The sequence below is a fragment of the Meiothermus sp. genome, from assembly GCF_026004115.1.
Taxonomy (GTDB): domain Bacteria; phylum Deinococcota; class Deinococci; order Deinococcales; family Thermaceae; genus Meiothermus.
Window position 1 is genome coordinate 1,636,113 of record NZ_BPIM01000001.1, and the last position, 19,900, is coordinate 1,656,012.

The window sequence follows — 19,900 nt, forward strand, 5'->3', positions numbered from 1 at the left end:
TAAAGCACGGTAGTCAAAGGCCGCGATGTAAATGGCAAGTTTCTGCTCGAGCTTTAGGCTTTCGGCCTCTGTCACGCTCCGCTGACAGGGGTGGGGTATAAAACTACCATCATGGTGCTTTTGCACAGCCTGTGCAAAGGACTGTGAAAGACTGTAGTTGTAGATGGGGGCTATGAGACGATTCTTGCTTGTATTGGGAGTGCTGGGTTTGCTTGGGGGGATGGGTTGGTCGGCCTGGCAATGGTACGGATTTCTGCGACCTGGGCAGGACTTTGTAGACTTGCAGAGTATCGGAATTGTGCCGCTTAGTGTCTTGTGCGAACGAAAAATCCGGCCTCCGAAAGCCCGCTTGGATGCTGCTACCAGGCGATTGAAGGCTCAGCTTTTGGAAGCGGTCTACCGCCCGCTCAACCCTCGTGCCTCGGGGGAAGCCATTGTGCTCAATTACCACGATGTGTTCCCCAGGCACACTGCGGATAATGTCTGGTGGGACATAACCCCCCAGGAGTTCGAGCAGCAGCTCGCCTGGCTCAAGGCCAGGGGCGCTCGTTTTATTACCCTCGATCAACTTCGCCGACACCTGACCCTGAACGCGCCTTTGCCAAAAAATCCTGTAGCCCTCACTTTCGACGACAACCACCAGGGCTTCTACGAGCATATCTATCCCATCCTCAAACGTGAAAAAATCCCGGCGGCCATGTTTGTCCACACCGATTTCGTGGGGCGCGGAGGGCCCCGGGCCCGCATGAACTGGGCCACACTGCGCAAACTGGATCGAGAAGGGCTGGTGACGATTGGTTCCCATACCGCCTCGCACCGCGACCTGACCCAGCTCGCGCAGCCGGAGCAGCGTCGGGAGCTTTTGGAGTCGAAGTGGGCGCTGGAACGCCAATTAGGCCGCCCGGTGGTCTACGTTGCCTATCCCGAAGGCAAGGCCGATGCCCTGACCCTCAAACTGGCCCGCGAGGCGGGCTATGTCATGGGCTTCACCACAGACTGGCGCCTGCCGGGCGACTCGCCGGATATGCTGGCCATTGGCCGCTACATCCAGACCCAGATGCCCCGCGCGTGGTATACCCTCAACCCCGAGGACAAACCCCAAGAGCGGATCGGCATTGTGGAGCGCCGCCTGAAAGAAACACCCGTGCGCCTGGAGTACCGCCGCGACCTGGGCGTGCGCTGGGCCATGATTCGGGGGGGGCGGGCCGAAAGCCGGCTCTCGAGCTACCGCGAGAGTGTGCGCGACTTTGTACAGCAGGCTGGAGCGGTGGCCGGCATCAACGGCACCTTTTTTGCCGACCCTGACCTCAAAGCCCAGGACAACACCATGGTAGGGCCCATTGTGGCAGCGCCCAAACGCTTTTTCATTCCGGAGCGCAACCCTTATGTGATGTACCGGATTGTGGAGCGCCCCCTGGTGGCCTGGAACCCCAAACGCATGATTTTTGTGCCGCTTAAGTTCGACATGAACCGGCCCGACTCGATCCGGCGCTTCATGCCGGACTATACCGACCTTTTTGTGGGCGGAGTCTGGATGGTGCGGGGGGGCAAGGCGGTCTGGCCGCTCAAGAACCCCCCCGCCGACCACTGGGAACCCCGCCCCAGGGTGTTTTTTGGCTATGCCCAGGGCGAGCCGGTGCTGGGCGCCTCCTTGCAGCCGGTGAGCACAGCCCTGCTGGCCCGGATGGCCGCAGCGGCGGGAGTCGAAGAGGCTGTCTTGTTGGATTCGGGTTACTCGACCTCGCTGGTGTACCAGGACCGGTTGGTGGCAGTGGGTCGGCGGTGGGACGGGGTGCCCAGCCGACCGGTACCGCATGCCATTGTGCTTTTGGGGCAGCTCGAGCAGGCCCGGAGCCCTACTGCTGCCAGACAGAACTAATCGGCTACAGAGCTAAGAGACTGTCTGAGAAGGCTCTAGGAAGCCAATCTTCTAACCATAATACCGATCCAAACCAGAGACCCCCAGAGGCTATCTTTTTGAATCCTAGAGCACCCCCCGCCCTTTCGGTCGGCGAAGAAAGCGTCTGCCTTCCAAGGGGCGGTATCGCCCTCCGCTACGCGGATAACTTCCAAGGGGCTTACGCCCTCCGCTACGCGGATAACTTCGGCCCTGTTAGTTCGCCGCCATCCGGCGCCGAACTAACCGAATCTGGTATCATAAGAACCTACCTGTTGCATTCCATTTGGCCTTGGCGAAAAACCTCCTCTTCTCCCCCAGCGGGGGAGGTCGGGTGGGGGCAGTGCCCATCTGCGGAACCCTCTATCAAAACCTTTTCTTGCGAGCGACATTTTGGATGATTGTTCGGAAAATTAGGAACTAAATAATATCAGACAGTCTCTCACAGTGAAACGTAATGTACCTGGCACAGTAAACCCCGCCGTACCGAGTATTCGTGGGTACCGCTCTAATCTGGGATCGAAATGAAGCTGCCTATTTATGGCATTCCGCTCTCGGTTTCGCTGGTAGCGAAAATGCCCCTGGCTTTGGCTTCGTACATGCGGTTATCTGCCGCAATTAGGAGCGCATCCGGCGTTGCGCCATCTTCTGGATATGCGGCAAGTCCAATATCTGCTCGCAGGGGCAGTTTGTTAAAGCTTATCGACTCGATGGCATGGGCATAGCGGGAGGTGACCGCGAGCGCTTCATTTTTGCGGGTATGCGGGAAGATGGCTGCAAACTCATCGCCGCCCCAGCGGAACAGGTGGTCTCCCGAGCGCCGCTCCGCTTCAAGGTGTTCGGCCACTTTAATGAGGGCTAGGTCCCCGGTGGCGTGGCCCAGGGTGTCGTTGATGGTCTTGAAGCCCTTTAAGTCCATCACTGCTAAGGAAAGCGGATAGCCGTGCCGAACAGCCCGCTCGAGTTCTTCCCGCAAAATTTTGTCGAAGGCGCGTCGGTTGGGAAGCTTGGTAAGAGAGTCGGTGAGGGCGGCTTCCTCCAGTAGGCGGTGGATTCTGCTATCGTGCAGCAGTGTAGCCAAGGGAGAAGCGAAAAACTGCGCTGCGCGCAGGCTATCCTCCCCGAAACCCTGGGCGTCGTGCAGGTTATCTAAGTTAAGGTAGGCCAACACCTGGCCTTGATAAGGGATGGGCAGGCAAAGGTTGGCCTGAATTTCCTGAACCTTGCCAGCAGAGTCCATAATTTCCTGAGGTGCTGTTTCGTAGCTGACCTCTGCAATGGCTTTGGTTTTTGTGCTCAAAATGCGAGGCTCCCCCTGGCATGAACTCTCCTCCCCCAAACCGTACCATTTGAGCATGTCTGTGTGGCTAAAAGGTGTGGCCTGCAATGCCTCGAGGTCGTACCCTACAGCGGCTTTGTATCGGTAGAGCCCCTGCTCCAGTACCAACAAGCTTCCCGCTTCGCTGCCTGGCACCTGGCCGATGGCTTCCTCCAGTACCCGCTGATAGAGGTTCTCTGAGGGCTGCTCCAGCAGTTCCTGCAGCAGACTATTAGTAACTTCATGCCGGAATTTCTCTACCAAACGCTCAAACCCAATGCCCAGGGTTTGACAAAAAAGCTGCAGTAGCTCCCGCTCTGCATTGCGCCAGACTCTTTCGCTGCGTGTACCTGTAACCAAGACAAAGCGGCTTCGATTGGAGCCGGAGGTCGGGACGGGGTGGGCCACAAAAGTGCGCCAGTCCAGCGCCTGCAAAGCACGAACCCCGTAGGGCTCTGCTGCGTAGTGCTGTGTGAAAAAGGGCTTTCCCGAGGCGTACACATCCCAGGCCAGGCCCTGCCCGTACGGCAGCCCGTCCCGCAAAACCTCCAATAAGCTGGCTTCGGTCACTCCCTGGTAAGCAATAGCTTGCATGTGGGCCCCTCGAGCCTCCCAGATCACCCCGGCCTCGAGGGAGAGGCCTTGCAGCAGCAGCGAGAGGGCCATTTCCGAAGCCTCCTTAAGGGAATGTACTTTTTGCAGCCCCACCGCGAGGTCGGAAAGTAGGTAACGTACCTCGAGGTCGCTCAGCCGGTCTAGTTGAAGGCTGACCGCTTCGGCAAACCTCACTAAGCCCTCTATTTCCTCGGGTAAAAATGGCTTGATCTTCTCCAGATTGAGTACCGCCACCACCTCCCCTCGCTCGTAAAGGGGAAGGGCCAGCTCGGCCAGGGTGGAAAAGCCCGAGGCGCCAATGAAGGCCGGCTCTTTCCGTACGTTCTGTACGCATACCGGCTTGCCTTCACGAAACGCTTGTCCTACCACACCCTGGGCCGAAACCTTGTGGAGGCCAAGGGCCGGAGCACTAGCCAGCAACAGAAAAGCTTGTTCCTGAGGCAACCAGACGCTTACGTGACCGCCCGACACTAAATGGTTCAGGCGCTGCGGAAGGTTTTCCAGGAGGGTACGGCGGTTTTCGAGTGCAGGAAGAACCTCCAGGGCCGCCGCAATGAGCTGGTGGCTGCGAAGCAAAGCTTTGGCACGGCGGTGGGCCCTGCGAAGGCTTTCTCCCACCCCATAAGCAATCGTTGCAGATAGCAGTAGCAATGCACCATCGAGAGCCTCAAACCCCCCTGTGAGCGCCAGGAGAAAAGCGGATGCTCCAGCGGCCAGAAGCCCCCAAAGCAGGCCATAAACGCTGGCCGTGGTGGCTGTAAAAATCATGAGGAAAGGAAGTTGATAAGAAAGATAAGAACCCAAAAAATGCAAAATCAGCGCGCCCAACACTGCGCCAATGGCAACCATCCCATAAGAAAGAGTCCATAGGAAGCGGTTGGGCATCGGGCTCAAGCTTTCCTCCTCTCCAAGACCGTGGCTGCGGGCCGGCCCAGCAGATAGCCCTGCCCCAGCGAGAAACCTTCTGCCAAAAGGAACCGACGCTGTGCCTCGGTCTCAATGCCCTCGACGATGATCTCAAGTCCCAAGGCGCTTCCCAAGCCCTGCACCGCCTTCATAAGGCGGGCTTCGGAGGTTCCGGGGGAGGGGTTGGGGCCCAGGCTTTTTACAAACCCCTGATCCAGCTTGATGGCCGCCAGCGGTAAGCGGGCGATTTGATCCAGGGAGGAAAAACCGGTGCCGAAGTCGTCGAGGTGGAGGGAATACCCCCGGCGGGCCAAGTCCTGGAGCACCGCAAGACGGCCCTCGTCGAGCAGTACCTGTTCGGTTACCTCGAGGGCAAGTTGCTGCGGGGCCAGACCATGGCGTTGCAGATGATGGGCGATGCGGTTGGGAAGGGCTGGCTCAAGCTGGCTGCCTGCCAGGTTCACCGCCACCGGAAGCCCCCACTGAGCGGCACGGGCCACTGCCTCGCCAAGTATCCAGTCACCCAGTTCAATCATCCAACCGTCCTCTTCCACGATGGACACAAACCGCCCCGGGGAAATCAGGCCCCGCTCCGGATGCTGCCAGCGCAAGAGGGCCTCGAGGTGCTGCAATTGCCCATCAGCCAGACGTCGAATAGGCTGAAAGTGAAGGAAAAAATCCAGGGGCGCACCACCACCCGCTTTGAGCGGCCGCAGCGCCAGTGCCAGGGCTTGATGTAGCCAGTCGTCCTCGAGGGTGTTTTGCCTCAGGAACGGCTCATAAATAGAGATGCCCCCGGGTTGCCGCACTTGTTGCAGGGCAGCTTCGGCAGCCTCGGGAAGCTCGTGCAGGGCGATCTCCGGGCGGGCTAAGGCCACACCCACCCGCGGATTAAAGTCGAGCTGTGGCCAGCGGGAAGCAAGCTGTGCCTGCGCCTGCGCTTGTAGCCTGGCCAGTACCGCCATAACCTCCGAGGAGGTCTCGACACCTTCCAGTAGCAGCCAGAACAAATCCCGGTCGAAAGCCAGGCGGTCATCTGAGCGTAGCTCAGACTTCAGCAGGTCTGTAATGGAGCGCACCACAGCCGCCCAGACGCCCTCCCCTTCTAGCCGCCGGATACGCTCCAGCGAGCGGCAGTGCAAAGCCACCAGGGCTTTAGGCGTCAGGGACTCCACCAGCACTTCCTTCAGGCTGTGGAGGTTGTCCAGACCGGTCTGGGGGTCGCGGTAGCGACCCAGACGCACCTCCTCCTGCAGTTCGTTTCCGTAAAGCAGCCAGGCCACGTGGTGGGCCAGACCCTCCAGATGGCGCACGTCGGTCTCGTCGAAGGCGTCGGCGCGTTCGAAGTGATCGAGGTACAAGTAGGCCCTTGGAACCCCTTTGACCACCACCGGCGTGGCCAGCATAGCCTGGATCTCGCTCGCGCGCCCCGGCCCTTCCAGCAGATCCCGGCGTTCAGGGTCGAGCCGGCTATTGAAGCGGGCGATGTCGGTCTGGGTAAAGACCTTAGCCTGGATGTGCTGGCTGAGCGAGAGGGGTTCTTGGGGGTACAAGACCACCCTTTGCAAGGCTTCCAGGTCATAGCCCCAGGCCGCCACAAAGCGAAAGTGGCCTTCGGGTTGGAGGAGGGTAGCGCTACCGGCCTGCGCCACCGGCACCACCCTAAAAGCTGCCTCCAGGGCCCGCCGCAGTACTTCGGTTGAGCAGAGCGCCTCTTTGAGCCCCGAGGCCAGGAGTTCTACGGATGCCTCCTGAAAGCGGGCCTGCCGGTAAGAATCGCTGATATCGTAGCCTGCGCACTGAATGCCCACCGGTTGGCCTTCTGGGTCTAACACCGCCACCAACTCCCAGCGGCTGCGGTTCCAGGCCTTCTCGAGCGGCTTGCTAAACTCTACCCAGCAGGACCGAAGGGGGTTTTCGAGGATTCTATTGACAGTAGAGAGCACCAGCGGCAGGTCTTCTTTGGCCACATGCTGCAATGCGCTGGCCCCTAGCGGCAGGGCAGGCAGCCCCATGTAGTTCAGATAGGCCTGGTTGGCATAGGTAAGGCGCCCCTCGAGGTCGGTGCGCACCACCATGATCCCCCGGGTTGTGCCAAGGGGATCCTCAAGGGGAGTCTTTTGAATCGACACGGCCGACCCTCCCAGATGCTTTAGGTGCGCCTGTGGTTTGTTCTAAAGACATGATTTCCACCCCTGTCTTTGATGGTAGCCAATCTGGCCTCGTGGGGCGGGTCATCTGAACACACCCAGGGCTCGAAGCGGCCTCGCTTCCTTTGGGACGGCCCTTGCTGTACCCATGGGCCACATTCAGGCCCGTGCTTTATAACTCGTCTTCAAAGAGTGCTTCCCAGGTTTGCTGACGGCGGATGATTTCCCAGTTTTGACCGGTCCACAGCAGCTCGGCGGGGCGCGGGGTGTCGAGGTAGTTGCTGCTCATGCTGCTGGCGTAGGCCCCCCCTTGCAAAATGGCCAGCAAATCGCCCTCCTGGGGTTCGGGCAGGGTGATATCCCGCGCCAGCACATCCCCCGACTCGCAAGCCGGGCCTGCCAGGTCGTAGGTTTCTTGGAGGGGGTTTTTGTAGAGCGGTTCGACCGGGTGGATGGCGCCATAAAGCATGGGCCGGATCAACTGACCCATGCCCGCGTCAATGAGCAGATAGTTGCGCCGGGTGCGCTTGACGCCCCAGCAGCGCGTGACCAGCACCCCAGCCTCGGCGACCAGGTAACGCCCCGGCTCGAGCCATAGCTCGGCGCTGTGCTTGCGGGCCAGTGCGATAGCCTGTGTTCCTACCTCGCCCAGGTCGAGGCCCAGGCCAAAACCACCCCCCAGGTTCATCACCTGAAAGGGGCCGTGGGTGCGGTAAAGCTCGTCCATCACCCGGTAGCCCGCCGAGTAGTCTTCGGGGTGCTCGAGGGCCGACCCCAGGTGAATGTGCAGGCCCAGCACTTCCAGGTGGCTGTGGCGGGCTTGCTCGAGGGCGGCCCCTACCTCTTCCGGCAGGATGCCAAACTTGCTCTCGCCGCGCCCGGTGGCCAGATGGTCGTGGGTGGCGATGGGCAGGTCGGGGTTGACCCGCAAGAGAACCTGGGCCTTGGGCAGTAGCTTGGCTACCCGATTGAGGTCGGCCAGGGAATCGAGGCCCAGAATCGGGATGCCCGCCAGGTTCAGTTCTTTGAGCATGGCCGGGGTCTTGACCGGCCCATTCAACAACACCTCATTGCGCCGGAAGCCGGCCTTGTACGCCCGGTAGACCTCGCCCAGGCTTACGGCCTCCACAAAAGCCCCCCGCTCCAGCAGCCGCCGTAGCAGGCCCAGGCGGGGGTTGGCCTTCATGGCATAGAAAATTTCAGCACCCGGAAAGGCTTTTTGCAGACGCTCCAGCCGCTCCAGAATGACCTGCAGGTCGTAGGCGTAAAAAGGGGTGGGGAAGAGGCGGGCCGCTTCCTTGAGGGCTTCTCTAAACTCAGGTCGCAGGGCGGTGTAGGATTGGGACATGCTCATCGGTGTGACCCCTCAATCGCGCAGCACAGAAGGTCTTTTTCGAACCAGAATCTGGGGCCTGCTCGAGCCCTACGTACGGGCTCTGGAAAGCCAGGGTGCGAGCATTGTAATCCTTCCCCCCCAGGCCAGCGATAGGCTGCCTGCCCTGCTGCACCAACTCGATGGGGTCTTGCTGCCCGGTGGGGTAGATGTAGACCCCGCGCATTTTGGCGAAGAGCCCATCCCGGAGATGGGCGAGGTGAGCCTGGAGCGCGATGCCATAGAGCTGTTTGTGGCCCGCTACACCGCCCAGCATGGCATCCCCACCCTGGGGGTTTGCCGGGGGGTACAGGTGATGAACGTAGCCCTGGGGGGTAACCTCTACCAGGATCTGCCCGCCCAGGGTTTCCGTAGCGTGCAACACTACCAGAAAGCCGAGCCGCCGGTGCTGGGCCACAGCGTCGAACAGACGGGCCAGAGCCCCCTGAACAAGCTATTTGAGCCCCGTTTTCGGGTGAACTCGTACCACCACCAGGCCCTCAAAGATCTGGCCCCAGGGCTATGTCCGGTCGCCACCGCGCCCGATGGCATTGTGGAAGCAGTAGCCCTGGAGGGCCACCCCTTCTACCTGGGGGTGCAGTGGCACCCCGAGCTGCTCCCACAGCAGTGGGGTATTTTCCGTGCGCTGGTGGAGGCTGCTGTCGAACAGCGCTCAAGGGGTACCAAGATGCCTGTGCCATGAGCACCCCGGAGATCTGCAATGAAGCAAGGTTTACGGCTCAACCATGTTGACGGACTCTTACGATGGGCTACGGACTTTGGATCACGGAGTTCGTTCCTTGACCGACAGAGCGAAGATGTGTGCTCTATCGTTTTTGCTCCTGTGAGAGCCACCCTCAGATTCGCTTGCGTGCTGGATGAGGTTACCTATGAAAATTGAAGGAGCCTTAACCCGGCTGTGAGGATTTCTTAATGTCGTTTTGAACCACCCTACTTTTTGGTGCGCTATACACTAGGTTCAGTGCGGGTATCCTATGGTTTTATCCGGAGGTCAGGGCTTGTCGTTGTATCAGACTCTTAGTAGATCGCTCGAGCCCATGCTTGGGGAGCGCACCCGGATGGTGTTGGAAGAGGGGGTGCGTCGGCTGGGCATCAGCCCGGACAAGCTCGATGCGTCCCAGGCCGAAGTCATTCTCAAACGCCTGGTCTACCGCGAGCTTCAGACCAAAATGAGCCCCAACGCAGCCCGCAGCCGCATCGAAGAGATGCTCAAGGAACTGGGTATTGGCGGAGTGAACGGCACTAAAGCGGGCACGGACAAGCTATCGGCCCATGCCAAAGGCGTACTGACCGACCTCGAGGCCGGCCTCAAGCGCTTCAGTCTGTACCTGGACTGGCCCGAGGTAGGACGCTTGCGCGGTCTGATTAATGTGATCAAACAAGACCCCGAGGCCTCGGCGGTGCGGGCCTTGCTGCGTGAAGGGCAGGAGGTGTTGGCAACACTCGAGGAAAAGCTCCAGTCGGCCCTGCTGCGCCAGACCCGTGACATCGCCGACCTCGAGATGGCCTTACAGCGGGTGCAGAGCGTGGGAGGCCCCAAGGTACGCCGTCTGGAAAACCTGATTCGCCAGATTCAGGAGGCCCACGCCCAGGAAACCCTGGCCTCCGCCGAAGTTGAACGGGCCCGGGCCCTGGCTGCAGATATGCGCAAGCTGGTCGAATCGTCGGTGGTACAAAACCCCACCAGCGAGACAGCCATTACCCTGGACACCATCGAAGATATTCCGGCCGTGGATCGACCCACCGAGCCCCAGGTGGTGCTCAAGGACCCCACCATCGAGGCACCCGCCCTGGTGGAGGGAGCGCCGGATGGCTTCGACGATGAAGCCCTGGTGCTCGACCTCGACTTCGACGCCCTGACCGTCGAGCAGCAGTCACGCATCCGCGAGATTGACGTGGCCGAGGATACCCGGCACCTGGAGGCTTTCAAGGAGCGCTACGCAGCGGTGCTGGGCATCCCCAAAATTGCCGGCGAACTGGCCACCCTGCAAGCTGAATTACAGGCCGGCAACCCCCTGGGAGAGCGCCTGGCGGCTTTTGGCGAACTACTCAAGGCCACCCATGCAGAGGCCCTGGCCGAAGCGCGGGTGCGCTACGAATGGCTGGCCGACCGGCTGGGCCGCCTCGAGCTGCCCCCCGAAAAAACCGTTCCGGTGCAAGCCCGGCTGGCGGTGGTGCTGGAAACCTTGCACGCCGGTGGGATACCGCAGGAACTACCGGAGCTGGAGCGGGCCATGGCCGGCCTCGAGGCCGAAGAAAAAGCCAGCCGCGAGGTTCGCGAGCGCCAGGCCCGTCTCGAGCATGCCCTGGCCGCCCTGCGCACCGAGGCCGAACACGCCCTCTCGCCCTTCCGGGGGCACCCGAGGGTGGAGTCCTTCATGACGGCCCTGGCTGGTTTGGATATCTCCGAGTCCTCGCTCCAGACCTTGCGCCAGGAACTCTCCGAACTGCTGTCCCAACTGGCCCGCGAGCGCGAAGAGGAAAGCCTCAAGCGCATGGGACTAAGGGCTACCGTGCAGGCCCTGCCCACCCTCGAGATCCTCGATCTGGATAAGCGGCGCCTCATCCAGCAGATTGATCAGGGTGCCGGGAGCCTGGGCGAACTCGAGCGGGCCGTGGGGCAACTGGTGGACAAAGCCAGGGGGCTGGTGGCGAGCAAGCTGGATGCTCTTGAGGTGCGCATTCGCAACCTCGAGCAGACCCTCAAGGAGTCCCTGATCGAGCTCAAGCAGCCCTTGCAGGCCACCCGCGAGGCCCTCGCCCAGGGCCGCATCGCCGACCCCACCCCCCTGGAGCGGGCCCTGGGTGAGCTGATTGCCGCCCGCCGGGCCGCGATGGCCGAGGAGCTCTCGCGCTACGAGATGGCGGCCCGCAGCATGAAGGGTCTGGGGGGTGAAGAACTCGAGGACAAGGTGGCCCAGGCCCGGGCCTACCTCCAGGCCGGCGAACTGCCCGATCTGAGCGAAATTCACGCTTTGCTGGGCCGCCTGCGCCGCGCCCAGGAAACCCTGCGGGCCGAGTTAGGAGGGCGCATAGATGCGCTTTTGGAGGCCTACAACACCCACAAAAGCGTGGGCGGCGAAACTGCCCTTCGCCTCAAGCCGTTGTGCGATTTCTTACACTCGGCTGCTGAGCGGCTGCCCCGCCTGGGGGTGAGCGGCCTGCTCGAGGTGCGCCGGGCCCTGGAAGAGGCCGAACGCCTAGTGGCCCAACTCGCACAGGAACACGCAGCAGCCCAAAGCGTACTTCAGGAGCTCAAAGGAGCCGACCTCGAGTCCTTGCTGGATGTGTTCGAGTCCCCCACCCCACTGAGCACCCCGCCAAAGCCCGAACCCCCCAAACCTGCTCCAACCGAAGCCACCCCATCACCCCAACCACAGGCTTCTGTTTCTGTCCCATCTACCCAGGCCGAAGCGCTGGCCCAGTTTCAGATCCGGGGTGTGGAGGCCATCGCCCTCATCGAGGCGGGCCAGGTGGTGGCCGGAAGCCTGCCTTTTGCTTCCAGCAGCGCCCAGATGGTCTTCGACGATCTCTTAAACCTGGCCAACGAGCTGGCTGGGCAGTCTGCTCAGCTCTCGGTCATTTCTCTGCCCCAGTGGGTGCTGGTGCTGGTGCCCTTGAAGCAAAAAGGGCTGGTGATCCTGGCCGAAAAAGCCCTGCTCTCACGTTTGCTGGCCCTCATCGAGCGCCAGCGCGACGCACTCGAAGCGCTATAAGAGAACATTTGCAAAGACCGCTTTATTCGCCGCTGCCGTGCACGTACTGAAGCTCGTACAGCTTGGCGTAGTAGCCGCCTTTTCGCAGCAGTTCGTCGTGGCTTCCTTCTTCCAGCAGCTTGCCCTTGCGGAAGACCAGAATCCGGTTCACATGGCGAATGGTCGAGAGGCGGTGGGCGATCACAATCGAGGTGCGCCCCTCCATCACCCGGTAGAGCGCTGCCTGAATCTTCTGCTCGGTCTCGGAGTCTACGTTGGCGGTGGCCTCGTCCAGAATCAGCAGAATATCGGGGTTGTGCAGGATGGCCCGAGCCAACGCCAGCAGTTGCTTTTGTCCGGTGGAAAGCCCACCCCCCCGCTCGTGCAGCACGGTCTGGTAGCCCTGGGGCAGTCGCACGATGAACTCATCGGCCCCAACAAAAGCGCACACCTCCTTAATACGCTCGAGTGTAATACGGTCGTCTCCCAACCTCAGGTTGGACTCAATCGTACCGCTAAACAAGAAAGGGTCTTGCAGCACAATACCAATCGCGCGGCGCAGGTCGCGTTGGGCATACTCGCGCACATCTACCCCGTCAATCTTCACGGCTCCCTGCTGCACATCGTAGAAGCGAGCAATCAGGCTAATCACGCTGGTCTTGCCCGCGCCGGTAGCCCCCACCAGGGCAATCTTCTCGCCAGGCCGCACCTGGAAGCTTACCCCCCGCAGCACCCAGTCCCAGTCGTCTTCGGGCGGAGGGTTAGAACCCCCTGTGCCCTCCGCTTTGGTCTCTTTATCTACCGTTCCGTCCGGTTTGGCCTCTCCGCGCTTGCCGTAGGCGAACCATACGTTTTCGAAGTCAATCTGGCCTCTAAAGCGCTCGACCTGCCTGGCGCTGGGCTTATCGGACACTTCTTCTTCGGTATCCAGGAGTCCAAAAATGCGTTCTGCTGAAGCCATGGCGGCCTGGAAGATGTTGAACTTGTCGGAGAGGTCTTGCAGGGGTTGGAAGAGCTGGCGCACGTAATCGGTGAATGCCACCAGCAGACCAAGGGTTATGGCCTGCTGCACCACCTGTCCGCCCCCGTACCACAGCACCAGGGCCACGGTGATTTCCCCCATAAAGCCCACCAGCGGAAAAAACAGAGCGAACCACTTGATGATGTCCACCCACGCCCTGCGGAGGTCGCTCGAGAGCAGGTTGAACTGGGACTCGTTTTTCGGTTCCCGCACAAAAAGCTGGGTGGTCTGAACCCCGGCCAGGTTTTCCTGCAGGGAGGCATTCACCTTGGCCAGCCGGAGCCGCATGGCCCGGTAAGCCTCGCGCATGCCGTTGCGGATCCAGGTGGTCACGGCCAGGAAAATGGGCATGATGGCAAAAGCCACCAGCGCCAGCCGCCAGTCCAGCACCAGCATGAAGGTCATCAGGCCCACAATCAGAGCGAAGTCGGCAATGAGCCCCACCAACCCGCCGGTAATGAACTGGTTGATAGCGTCCACATCGGAGGTAATGCGGGTCATCAGGCGGCCCACCGGGTTGCGGTCGTAGTAGCCCAGGTGCAGCCGCTGGAGCTTGGCGAAGATTTCCGAGCGCAGGTCGTAGAGGATGTGCTGCCCTACCCAGCTAATCAGGTAGGTCTGGGCATAGTTGGCGATGAAGTCCACCACCCGCACCGCCAGAAATAGCGAGCAAATAAGGAGCAGGGTTTCGTAGCGCTGGGCCAGGGGCAGTACCTCGCGCGGCACGATGGCGTTGTCTATGGCGTATTTGAGAAACAGCGGGGTAGAGGCTGCCGTAAGGGTGCTCACTACCAAGGCCAGCAAGGCCAGTCCCACTTGTTTCCAGTAGGGCCGCACGTAGACCAGAATGCGCCGGGCCAGTTTGGCGTCAAAACTCTTCTTGAAGGCTTCTTCTTCGTGCATAAGGCTCCGCGGCTGATGGCTAGTGGTTTATGGCGGGTGGCTTTATATCGCCTATGAGCTATCCGCTCTAGACTATGGGCGCTAATCCACCTCCGCTTGCAGACGCTGAATGCGGTCGAGTTCGGCATAGATGCCCCCGGTGGTCAGCAGCATTTCATGGGTGCCCTCTTCAGCGATTTTGCCGTGATCCAGGACCACAATCCAGTCGGCGTACTGCAAGGTCGAGGTGCGGTGACCGATCAGGAGGGTGGTCTGCTGTCCCAGCATACTCTTGAGGCCGGATAGAATCCGCGACTCGGTTTCGGTATCCACCGCACTCATGGCATCGTCCAGAATCAGGATGGGTGGTCTGAGCGCCAGGGCCCGGGCCAGGGCCACCCGCTGACGCTGCCCGCCCGAAAGGGTCACGCCGCGCTCGCCCAGCGAGGTGTTGTAGCCTTTGGGAAAACCCACAATGTCCTCGTGCACCCCGGCCAGCTTGGCGGCCCACTCGGCCCGCTGTAGGTCTACCTCCGGCAGCCCAAAGCAGATGTTCTCCAACAGGGTGTCGGAGAAGAGAAAGGGCTCCTGTGGCACCATCCCGATAGCCCGCCGCAAGGTAGCGAGGGGCAATTGTTTTACGTCATAGCCCCCTACCAGCACCCGGCCCTCGGTGGGATCCAGGAGGCGGGGAATCAGGCTCACCAAAAGGGTCTTGCCGCTGCCGGTGCGTCCGGTAATGCCCAGGGTGGTGCCCTCCGGGATGGTCAGGGTGATGCCATCCAGCACCTTGCGACCGCCGAGCTCGAGGCTCACCTCCTCGAACTTGACCTCCCCCCGCAAAAAGCCATCAGCCACCCCCTTTGCCCCGTTCGGGAGAAGGGAATTCGATGGGTCGGCAATTCGGGCCGGCTCGTGCCAGAACTCCTCGAGCCGCTTGTAGCTCGTCGAGCCCCGCTGGAAGATGGTCAGCGTCCAGCCGAGCCCTACAATCGGCCAGCCCAGCATCATCAGGTAGGCGTTGAACTGCACAAACTGCCCCGCGGTCATCTCGCCCCGGATGACCATCCCACCGCCCATCCAAAGCACAATCAGAGCAGCAAAGCCCATCAGGAGGCCCATTAAGGCCCGTACCGGGCCGTCCACGCGCGTCAGGGCCAGGCTTTTGGCGATGTAGTCCTTGTTGAGGGCCTGGAACGACTTTAGCTCGCGCTCTTCCAGGGCAAAGCCCTTGACCACCCGGATGCCGGAAAAGTTCTCCTGGGCGCGGGTAGAGATTTTATCGAAGGACTCCTGACTCTCGCGGTAGCGCTGGTCAATCAGGCGTAGAACGTAGTACATGATGACAAAAATGACGGGGAAGATCAGAGAAAGCGCCAGGGCCAGCGGGACACTGACCAGATACATGGAGGCTATGGCAAACACCACAAACATCAGCAGGCGGCTGCCCATGTTGATGCCGCCCCCCAGCATCTCGCGCACTGCGCCTAGGTCGGTGGTGAACTTGTTCATCAGATCGCCAATGCGGTTCTGGCTATAAAAATAGCTGTCCAGCGCTAGGGCTTTCTTGAACAAGCCCATGCGCAGGTCGTGTTCAATGTAGCGGCTGGCCACCACCAGAAGCTGCCGGTTGGCCCAGGAGAAAAAGGCCGAGGCCACGGCAGCACCAAAAATGGCCCAGACCCAGACCAGGTAAGCCTCTCCAGCGCGGATGGCGTCAATGGCATGGCGCAGGAAATAAGGCGATAGGGAAGCCATGCCCACCGAGGCGATACCGGCCAGCATGCCCCAGAGGTACTGAGGGCCATAGCGCCGCAGGTAGGGCATCAATGCTTTGAGGGGGCCAAATACTGACTGGTCAGTTCTGGGGGATGGTTCGTCTTGCCGGGGCGACTGCATTTGTACCACTCTATTCCTCCCAATGGTTTTGGAGCGTGAGCTTTTTCTTATTTGAGCAGCCTGGGGGTTGCTGGGTCAACATCGCCCCCGAGAAGGGGCACACGAGAAGGGGCACACGAGAAGGGGCACACGAGAAGGGGCACAGAAGTATAAGTCTATCAGGCGTGGAGATCTTTAGCTAGTTCGGCGACGACCCGTTCCCAAGGAGCCTCCAGACCCACCATCCGCCAGGGCTTGGGAGGGGGGGCTTTTTTGAGCAGCTTGCGAAGCGGGGTGGGCAGGGGTAGGTATTCGGCATCGTGCACGTAGAGCAGCCCCTCCACCTTGCCCAGCCTCGAGAGGTAACGGTGCATACCGGCGGCCTCGAGGTCGGTGGGCAGCTCCAGGTCGAGTTCCAGGTGAGCCCCTTCCTGGCGGAGTTCGGCCGGGGCTTTATCGGCCAGGAACAGACTCAGCCCGTGTGCGGCCAGCCCAGCCTTCAGGGGGGTCAGCCAATGCGTGTCACAGAGCAGCATGGGCTGGGCAATTAACCCAATCGGATGGGTTCCGGGCTGTTTGGGCGGTGAATAAGAGGCGTTGAGCAGGTGCTTGGTGCGCTCCAGGGCCCGCCTTGCCAGCATGGGGTTCTGGGTCAGGTTCTGTCCGATTTCCGCCGCCAGACCGGCCACCTCCGGTGAAAGCTCGGCGGGAACCACCAGCACCAGGGGCAGCCCGGGTACAAGCTGCTCGAGGGTCGCATCCAGGCCCACCAACCAGGGAGAGGAGCTGCCCTTCTGGGCCTCCTGGCCTAGCTGGGTATCGGGCAGTAATAAGAAGTCCACCCCCTGGCTCTTTAGACTAAAGATTTGGCTCAGCAAGCGCCGAATCGGTAGTGGAAAGGGAAGGTTTATGGCCTCCTCCTCAGGTCGAACAATCTCTACCTCGAGCGCTCGCAAGTATGCTTCCCAAAAAGATAGGTAGCGCTTAGAAAGCCAGCTGTTCAAAACACCCACACGCACCGGACTATCCTATCGCACATCGGGGTGGATGTTGTTTGGGGGTTCTCGCTACTCCAGACCCAGCGCTACTTCTTTCGGGGTGCCGGGTGGCTCGAGCGGGGGATCATCCCCGATTTGCGAAAGAAACTGGGTCAGGGCCTCGAGGCTCTCGAACTGGTGAAGTTGCCCGTTGGTCTCGTCTTTGAGTACCGCCCATAGACCGGACGGGTCTTGCCAGAGTTGCAATAAATAGGTTCGGGTCTTCGGCATAACTCCCTCTTATGCACCTGAGGGTAGCAAAGCCGTCGTTACAAGACCGTTATGTTTTGAAGAGCTGCCGTACAAAGCTGCGGAGGGCCAGAACGCCCTGGCGCAGCGACTCGGGTTCGACCCATTCTTCGGGGGTGTGGGCGCCGCCCCCACGATACACGCTCAGGGTGATGGCGGGGATACCCGCCTCCACGCCCGCCGAGGCGTCGGTAGAACCGGCGGTGAACTGGGCCTCGAGGCCTACTTCCATAAAAGCCTTGCGGGCTGCTTCCAGCATGGCCGGGGTGGCCGTACTGCCGGCCGGGCGCTCACCCAGCACCTCAAACTCCAGCCGAACATTGAACCTTCGGGCAGCTTCCATCAAAATTTCTTGTACCTGAGAGACTTTCTGATCCAGTACTGGGGCTTCCAGGGCCCGCAGATCAAGCTCGAAGCCCACCTCCTGCGGAATGGCATTGATGGCCTCGCCACCCCACAACTTGCCCACATTCAAGCTGGTATTGCTGGGGCGCTCGAGGGCGTACATCTGGGCCAGTGCCTGTCCCAGCGCCGGCACCGGCGAGGGGGCCTCGCGGTCGCCCCAGGCATGGCCCCCCGGCCCCAAAAAACGGGCCCGCATCCGGTGTGAACCTGCCGAACGGCTCACAATGCCAGGTAGATACCCATCCACCCCGATCATCTGCTGGGGTTGCAGATGCTTGACCAGATGCCGGGCCCCGCGCAGATTACCCAACCCTTCCTCGCCCACACTAAAAGCCACCGTACAGCCCAGGGCCACCAGTTCACCGGCCAGGGCCATCAAGACCGCCACCCCCGACGAGTTGTCACCCACCGCCGGGCCATACCAGCGGTTTTTCTCCCGCCGCAGAACTGTAGGGGTCAGCACGGTGTCAATATGAGCGACCAACAAGATGGAGCCCTGACCGGCCCACACATTGCCTAGCTCATCGGTCTGGGGCTGTAGCCCCTGGGCGCGGAGTTGGCGGGCAACCCAGGCTCCGCGGGCGGGATCGCCGCCAATCTCGGCAATTTCCCCCAGCAGCAGTACAGGGTCGAGGGTGGTTTGGGTGGCAGGATCGCTCATCGGGTTTTGATGATACAGGCTTTGTACGTGCTGTGCAGCGGGGGTGTAATCCTAAGTACGACAACGTTAGGAATTTGCTCTACCCGAAAAGGGGAGCCCATAAGCCGCGCCGCTTTAAACACCGGCCACTTCTTTCGCCGAGACCGTCACCGCAAAAATCTAATGTGGGCGCACTTAGACCCATCATCGCCAGGATGCAGGGTTGTTGCAGGTCTCATGTCTCGGGTCGTTTGTTTAGATGCGGGTGTCCTATGTGGCGTTGAGCCTTCGACTTTCAACAGCCGCAAACGATGGCACAAAAGCACCCACGCAGGATTCCTGATTACTCCTCCTGCGCCTACTGCTCGTCGCTTTTTTCCGCCAGGCCTTCGCGCAGGGCGTAGAGGGCGGCCTGGGTGCGGTTGTTCAGGTGGAGCTTCTGGAAGATATCGGACAGGCGGTTGCGCACAGTTTTTTCGGAGAGCGAGAGTTCGGAGGCAATCTCGAGGTTGGTGTAGCCCTGGGCTACCAGGCGCAAAATTTGCACCTCCCGCTCCGATAGCTCGGCGTGCTCTTTGGGGGTGGTCTCCTGTTTGGCCTTGAAGTCCTGGATGATTTGCTCGGCCATCTCGGCATCGAGCAAGACCTCGCCCTGATAAACCCGCCGGATGGCCTCCAGGAGTTCCTTGGCGTCGGCGTCCTTGAGCATGTAGCCCCGTGCCCCTGCCTTGACAGCCTCGAAGACATAGCCGTCCTGGCGGTACATGGTGAGCATAATCACCTTGGCCTGGGGCCACTCCTTGAGGATTTCCTGGGTGGCCTGCACCCCATCGAGGCCGGGCATCTGGATGTCCATCAGGATGATGTCGGGGTGGGCCTCGAGGGCGTGGCGCAGGGCCTCGCGCCCATCTTTGGCCTCGCCCATGACCTTGAAGTCGGGTTCGGCCTCCAGCAGGCTTTTGAGCCCCTGGCGAAACAGGGCGTGGTCGTCGGCAAGCAGGATACGAATCATTAGAGTGTATTGTACACACAAGCTGAACCCAGCCTGGTGCGTGGTTGGTTGGACATGGTTCATGTTGCACTTGGGTATGACCCATAGCCGGTAGCCTTATGGAGGGGGCATAGGTTTTGTTGTGTGCGCCCGTGCTGTTATCGGGAAGGGTTCCAAGAAGGTGCAAAGATGAACGGTTGGTGGCTGCTTTTGCTGGCGATTATTTCAGAGGTCATAGGCTCTACTGCTCTCAAGGCCTCGCAGGGCTTTACCAGACTGCTGCCCTCGCTGGTGGTAGTGCTGGGTTACGGGCTGGCTTTTTACTTTCTGAGCCTGGCGCTCAAAACCATTCCGCTCAACACCGCCTATGCGGTCTGGTCGGGGCTGGGCACAGCCCTGATTGCAGTGCTGGGCTGGTTGGTACTCAAGGAGCCCATGAACGGGGCGATTGCGCTGGGCATTGTGCTCATTATTGTGGGGGTGGTGGTTTTGAACCTGGCCTCGAGGCCCTAGTGCACAGGTAACTTGTTTTTCAGTAGTTTTTAAGCACGATGATTGCCCAAAATTGCGATGTGCAGCTCATTGAGGGGGACAGTATTGCATATCGAAATTCCTAGTTAGCAGATCACTGGTGTTTTTTTCAGTGGGTTAGGGCTTGGGGCAGGGTCGGTGCGTGAACCCTCACAAACCTCAGCCAGGGGCGCTTCAGACGCCTGGGGTTGCAAAAATGCTCGTAGCAAGGCGAGATGGCTGGGTGTTATGCCCCCACCTAGCCTCCCCCGTTGGAGGAAGGCGTGGCTTTACTTTATGCACCAGCCCTGGG

General features: G+C 60.6%; 13 protein-coding genes. 4 read left to right on the forward strand and 9 right to left on the reverse strand.

The window, feature by feature from the left end; all coding sequences use genetic code 11:
• The first annotated feature begins 172 nt into the window (after positions 1 to 172).
• Complete coding sequence (locus Q0X23_RS07895; RefSeq protein WP_297859801.1) at positions 173 to 1,879, forward strand: polysaccharide deacetylase family protein; 1,707 nt, start codon at positions 173 to 175, stop codon at positions 1,877 to 1,879.
• A gap of 556 nt (positions 1,880 to 2,435) precedes the next feature.
• Here Q0X23_RS07895 and Q0X23_RS07900 read toward each other — a convergent pair.
• From Q0X23_RS07900 to lysA, 3 genes are all read right to left on the reverse strand, one after another.
• Positions 2,436 to 4,715: a diguanylate cyclase domain-containing protein gene (locus Q0X23_RS07900; protein ID WP_297859802.1), complete on the reverse strand. Its 2,280-nt coding sequence runs from the start codon at positions 4,713 to 4,715 to the stop codon at positions 2,436 to 2,438.
• A 5-nt stretch (positions 4,716 to 4,720) separates the two neighbouring features.
• A complete protein-coding gene (locus Q0X23_RS07905; protein ID WP_297859803.1) occupies positions 4,721 to 6,814 on the reverse strand; it encodes a GGDEF domain-containing phosphodiesterase in 2,094 nt (697 codons plus the stop codon).
• A gap of 244 nt (positions 6,815 to 7,058) precedes the next feature.
• Complete coding sequence (lysA, locus tag Q0X23_RS07910; RefSeq protein WP_297859804.1) at positions 7,059 to 8,240, reverse strand: diaminopimelate decarboxylase; 1,182 nt, start codon at positions 8,238 to 8,240, stop codon at positions 7,059 to 7,061.
• Between lysA and Q0X23_RS07915 the strand changes: the two genes are divergently transcribed.
• Positions 8,233 to 8,961, forward strand: coding sequence for a gamma-glutamyl-gamma-aminobutyrate hydrolase family protein (locus tag Q0X23_RS07915; protein ID WP_297859805.1), 729 nt, complete (start codon positions 8,233 to 8,235; stop codon positions 8,959 to 8,961). The genes lysA and Q0X23_RS07915 overlap by 8 nt on opposite strands.
• A gap of 355 nt (positions 8,962 to 9,316) precedes the next feature.
• Positions 9,317 to 11,995, forward strand: a complete 2,679-nt coding sequence (locus tag Q0X23_RS07920; protein WP_297859806.1) for a hypothetical protein — start codon at positions 9,317 to 9,319, stop codon at positions 11,993 to 11,995.
• Between the two features lie 22 nt (positions 11,996 to 12,017).
• Here Q0X23_RS07920 and Q0X23_RS07925 read toward each other — a convergent pair whose 3' ends face one another.
• From Q0X23_RS07925 to Q0X23_RS07950, 6 genes are all read right to left on the reverse strand, one after another.
• Positions 12,018 to 13,898: an ABC transporter ATP-binding protein gene (locus tag Q0X23_RS07925; protein ID WP_297859807.1), complete on the reverse strand. Its 1,881-nt coding sequence runs from the start codon at positions 13,896 to 13,898 to the stop codon at positions 12,018 to 12,020.
• Between the two features lie 81 nt (positions 13,899 to 13,979).
• Positions 13,980 to 15,704 carry an ABC transporter ATP-binding protein gene (locus Q0X23_RS07930; RefSeq protein ID WP_297861185.1) on the reverse strand — a complete coding sequence of 575 codons (1,725 nt, stop codon included), beginning with the start codon at positions 15,702 to 15,704 and terminating at the stop codon, positions 13,980 to 13,982.
• 230 nt (positions 15,705 to 15,934) lie between these two features.
• Positions 15,935 to 16,774 carry a hypothetical protein gene (locus Q0X23_RS07935; RefSeq protein ID WP_297859808.1) on the reverse strand — a complete coding sequence of 280 codons (840 nt, stop codon included), beginning with the start codon at positions 16,772 to 16,774 and terminating at the stop codon, positions 15,935 to 15,937.
• A 48-nt stretch (positions 16,775 to 16,822) separates the two neighbouring features.
• Complete coding sequence (locus tag Q0X23_RS07940) at positions 16,823 to 17,023, reverse strand: hypothetical protein (protein WP_297859809.1); 201 nt, start codon at positions 17,021 to 17,023, stop codon at positions 16,823 to 16,825.
• 49 nt (positions 17,024 to 17,072) lie between these two features.
• The gene (locus tag Q0X23_RS07945) at positions 17,073 to 18,107 is read right to left on the reverse strand and encodes a M20/M25/M40 family metallo-hydrolase (RefSeq protein ID WP_297859810.1); all 1,035 of its coding nucleotides are present in this window, start codon (positions 18,105 to 18,107) and stop codon (positions 17,073 to 17,075) included.
• Between the two features lie 337 nt (positions 18,108 to 18,444).
• The gene (locus Q0X23_RS07950; RefSeq protein ID WP_297859811.1) at positions 18,445 to 19,098 is read right to left on the reverse strand and encodes a response regulator transcription factor; all 654 of its coding nucleotides are present in this window, start codon (positions 19,096 to 19,098) and stop codon (positions 18,445 to 18,447) included.
• 168 nt (positions 19,099 to 19,266) lie between these two features.
• On the opposite strand from Q0X23_RS07950, the gene Q0X23_RS07955 reads away from it, so the two are divergent.
• Complete coding sequence (locus tag Q0X23_RS07955; protein WP_297859812.1) at positions 19,267 to 19,590, forward strand: multidrug efflux SMR transporter; 324 nt, start codon at positions 19,267 to 19,269, stop codon at positions 19,588 to 19,590.
• Positions 19,591 to 19,900 lie beyond the last annotated feature (310 nt).

Excerpts from the sequence above, each read along its gene's own strand:
- Q0X23_RS07895 (WP_297859801.1), top strand. The coding sequence starts at position 173 with ATGAGACGATTCTTGCTTGTATTGGGAGTGCTGGGTTTGCTTGGGGGG.
- Q0X23_RS07900 (WP_297859802.1), bottom strand. The coding sequence starts at position 4,715 with ATGCCCAACCGCTTCCTATGGACTCTTTCTTATGGGATGGTTGCCATT.
- Q0X23_RS07905 (WP_297859803.1), bottom strand. The coding sequence starts at position 6,814 with ATGGTGGTGCGCACCGACCTCGAGGGGCGCCTTACCTATGCCAACCAG.
- Q0X23_RS07915 (WP_297859805.1), top strand. The coding sequence starts at position 8,233 with ATGCTCATCGGTGTGACCCCTCAATCGCGCAGCACAGAAGGTCTTTTT.
- lysA (WP_297859804.1), bottom strand. The coding sequence starts at position 8,240 with ATGAGCATGTCCCAATCCTACACCGCCCTGCGACCTGAGTTTAGAGAA.
- Q0X23_RS07920 (WP_297859806.1), top strand. The coding sequence starts at position 9,317 with ATGCTTGGGGAGCGCACCCGGATGGTGTTGGAAGAGGGGGTGCGTCGG.
- Q0X23_RS07925 (WP_297859807.1), bottom strand. The coding sequence starts at position 13,898 with ATGCACGAAGAAGAAGCCTTCAAGAAGAGTTTTGACGCCAAACTGGCC.
- Q0X23_RS07930 (WP_297861185.1), bottom strand. The coding sequence starts at position 15,704 with ATGCCCTACCTGCGGCGCTATGGCCCTCAGTACCTCTGGGGCATGCTG.
- Q0X23_RS07940 (WP_297859809.1), bottom strand. The coding sequence starts at position 17,023 with ATGCCGAAGACCCGAACCTATTTATTGCAACTCTGGCAAGACCCGTCC.
- Q0X23_RS07945 (WP_297859810.1), bottom strand. The coding sequence starts at position 18,107 with ATGAGCGATCCTGCCACCCAAACCACCCTCGACCCTGTACTGCTGCTG.
- Q0X23_RS07950 (WP_297859811.1), bottom strand. The coding sequence starts at position 19,098 with ATGATTCGTATCCTGCTTGCCGACGACCACGCCCTGTTTCGCCAGGGG.
- Q0X23_RS07955 (WP_297859812.1), top strand. The coding sequence starts at position 19,267 with ATGAACGGTTGGTGGCTGCTTTTGCTGGCGATTATTTCAGAGGTCATA.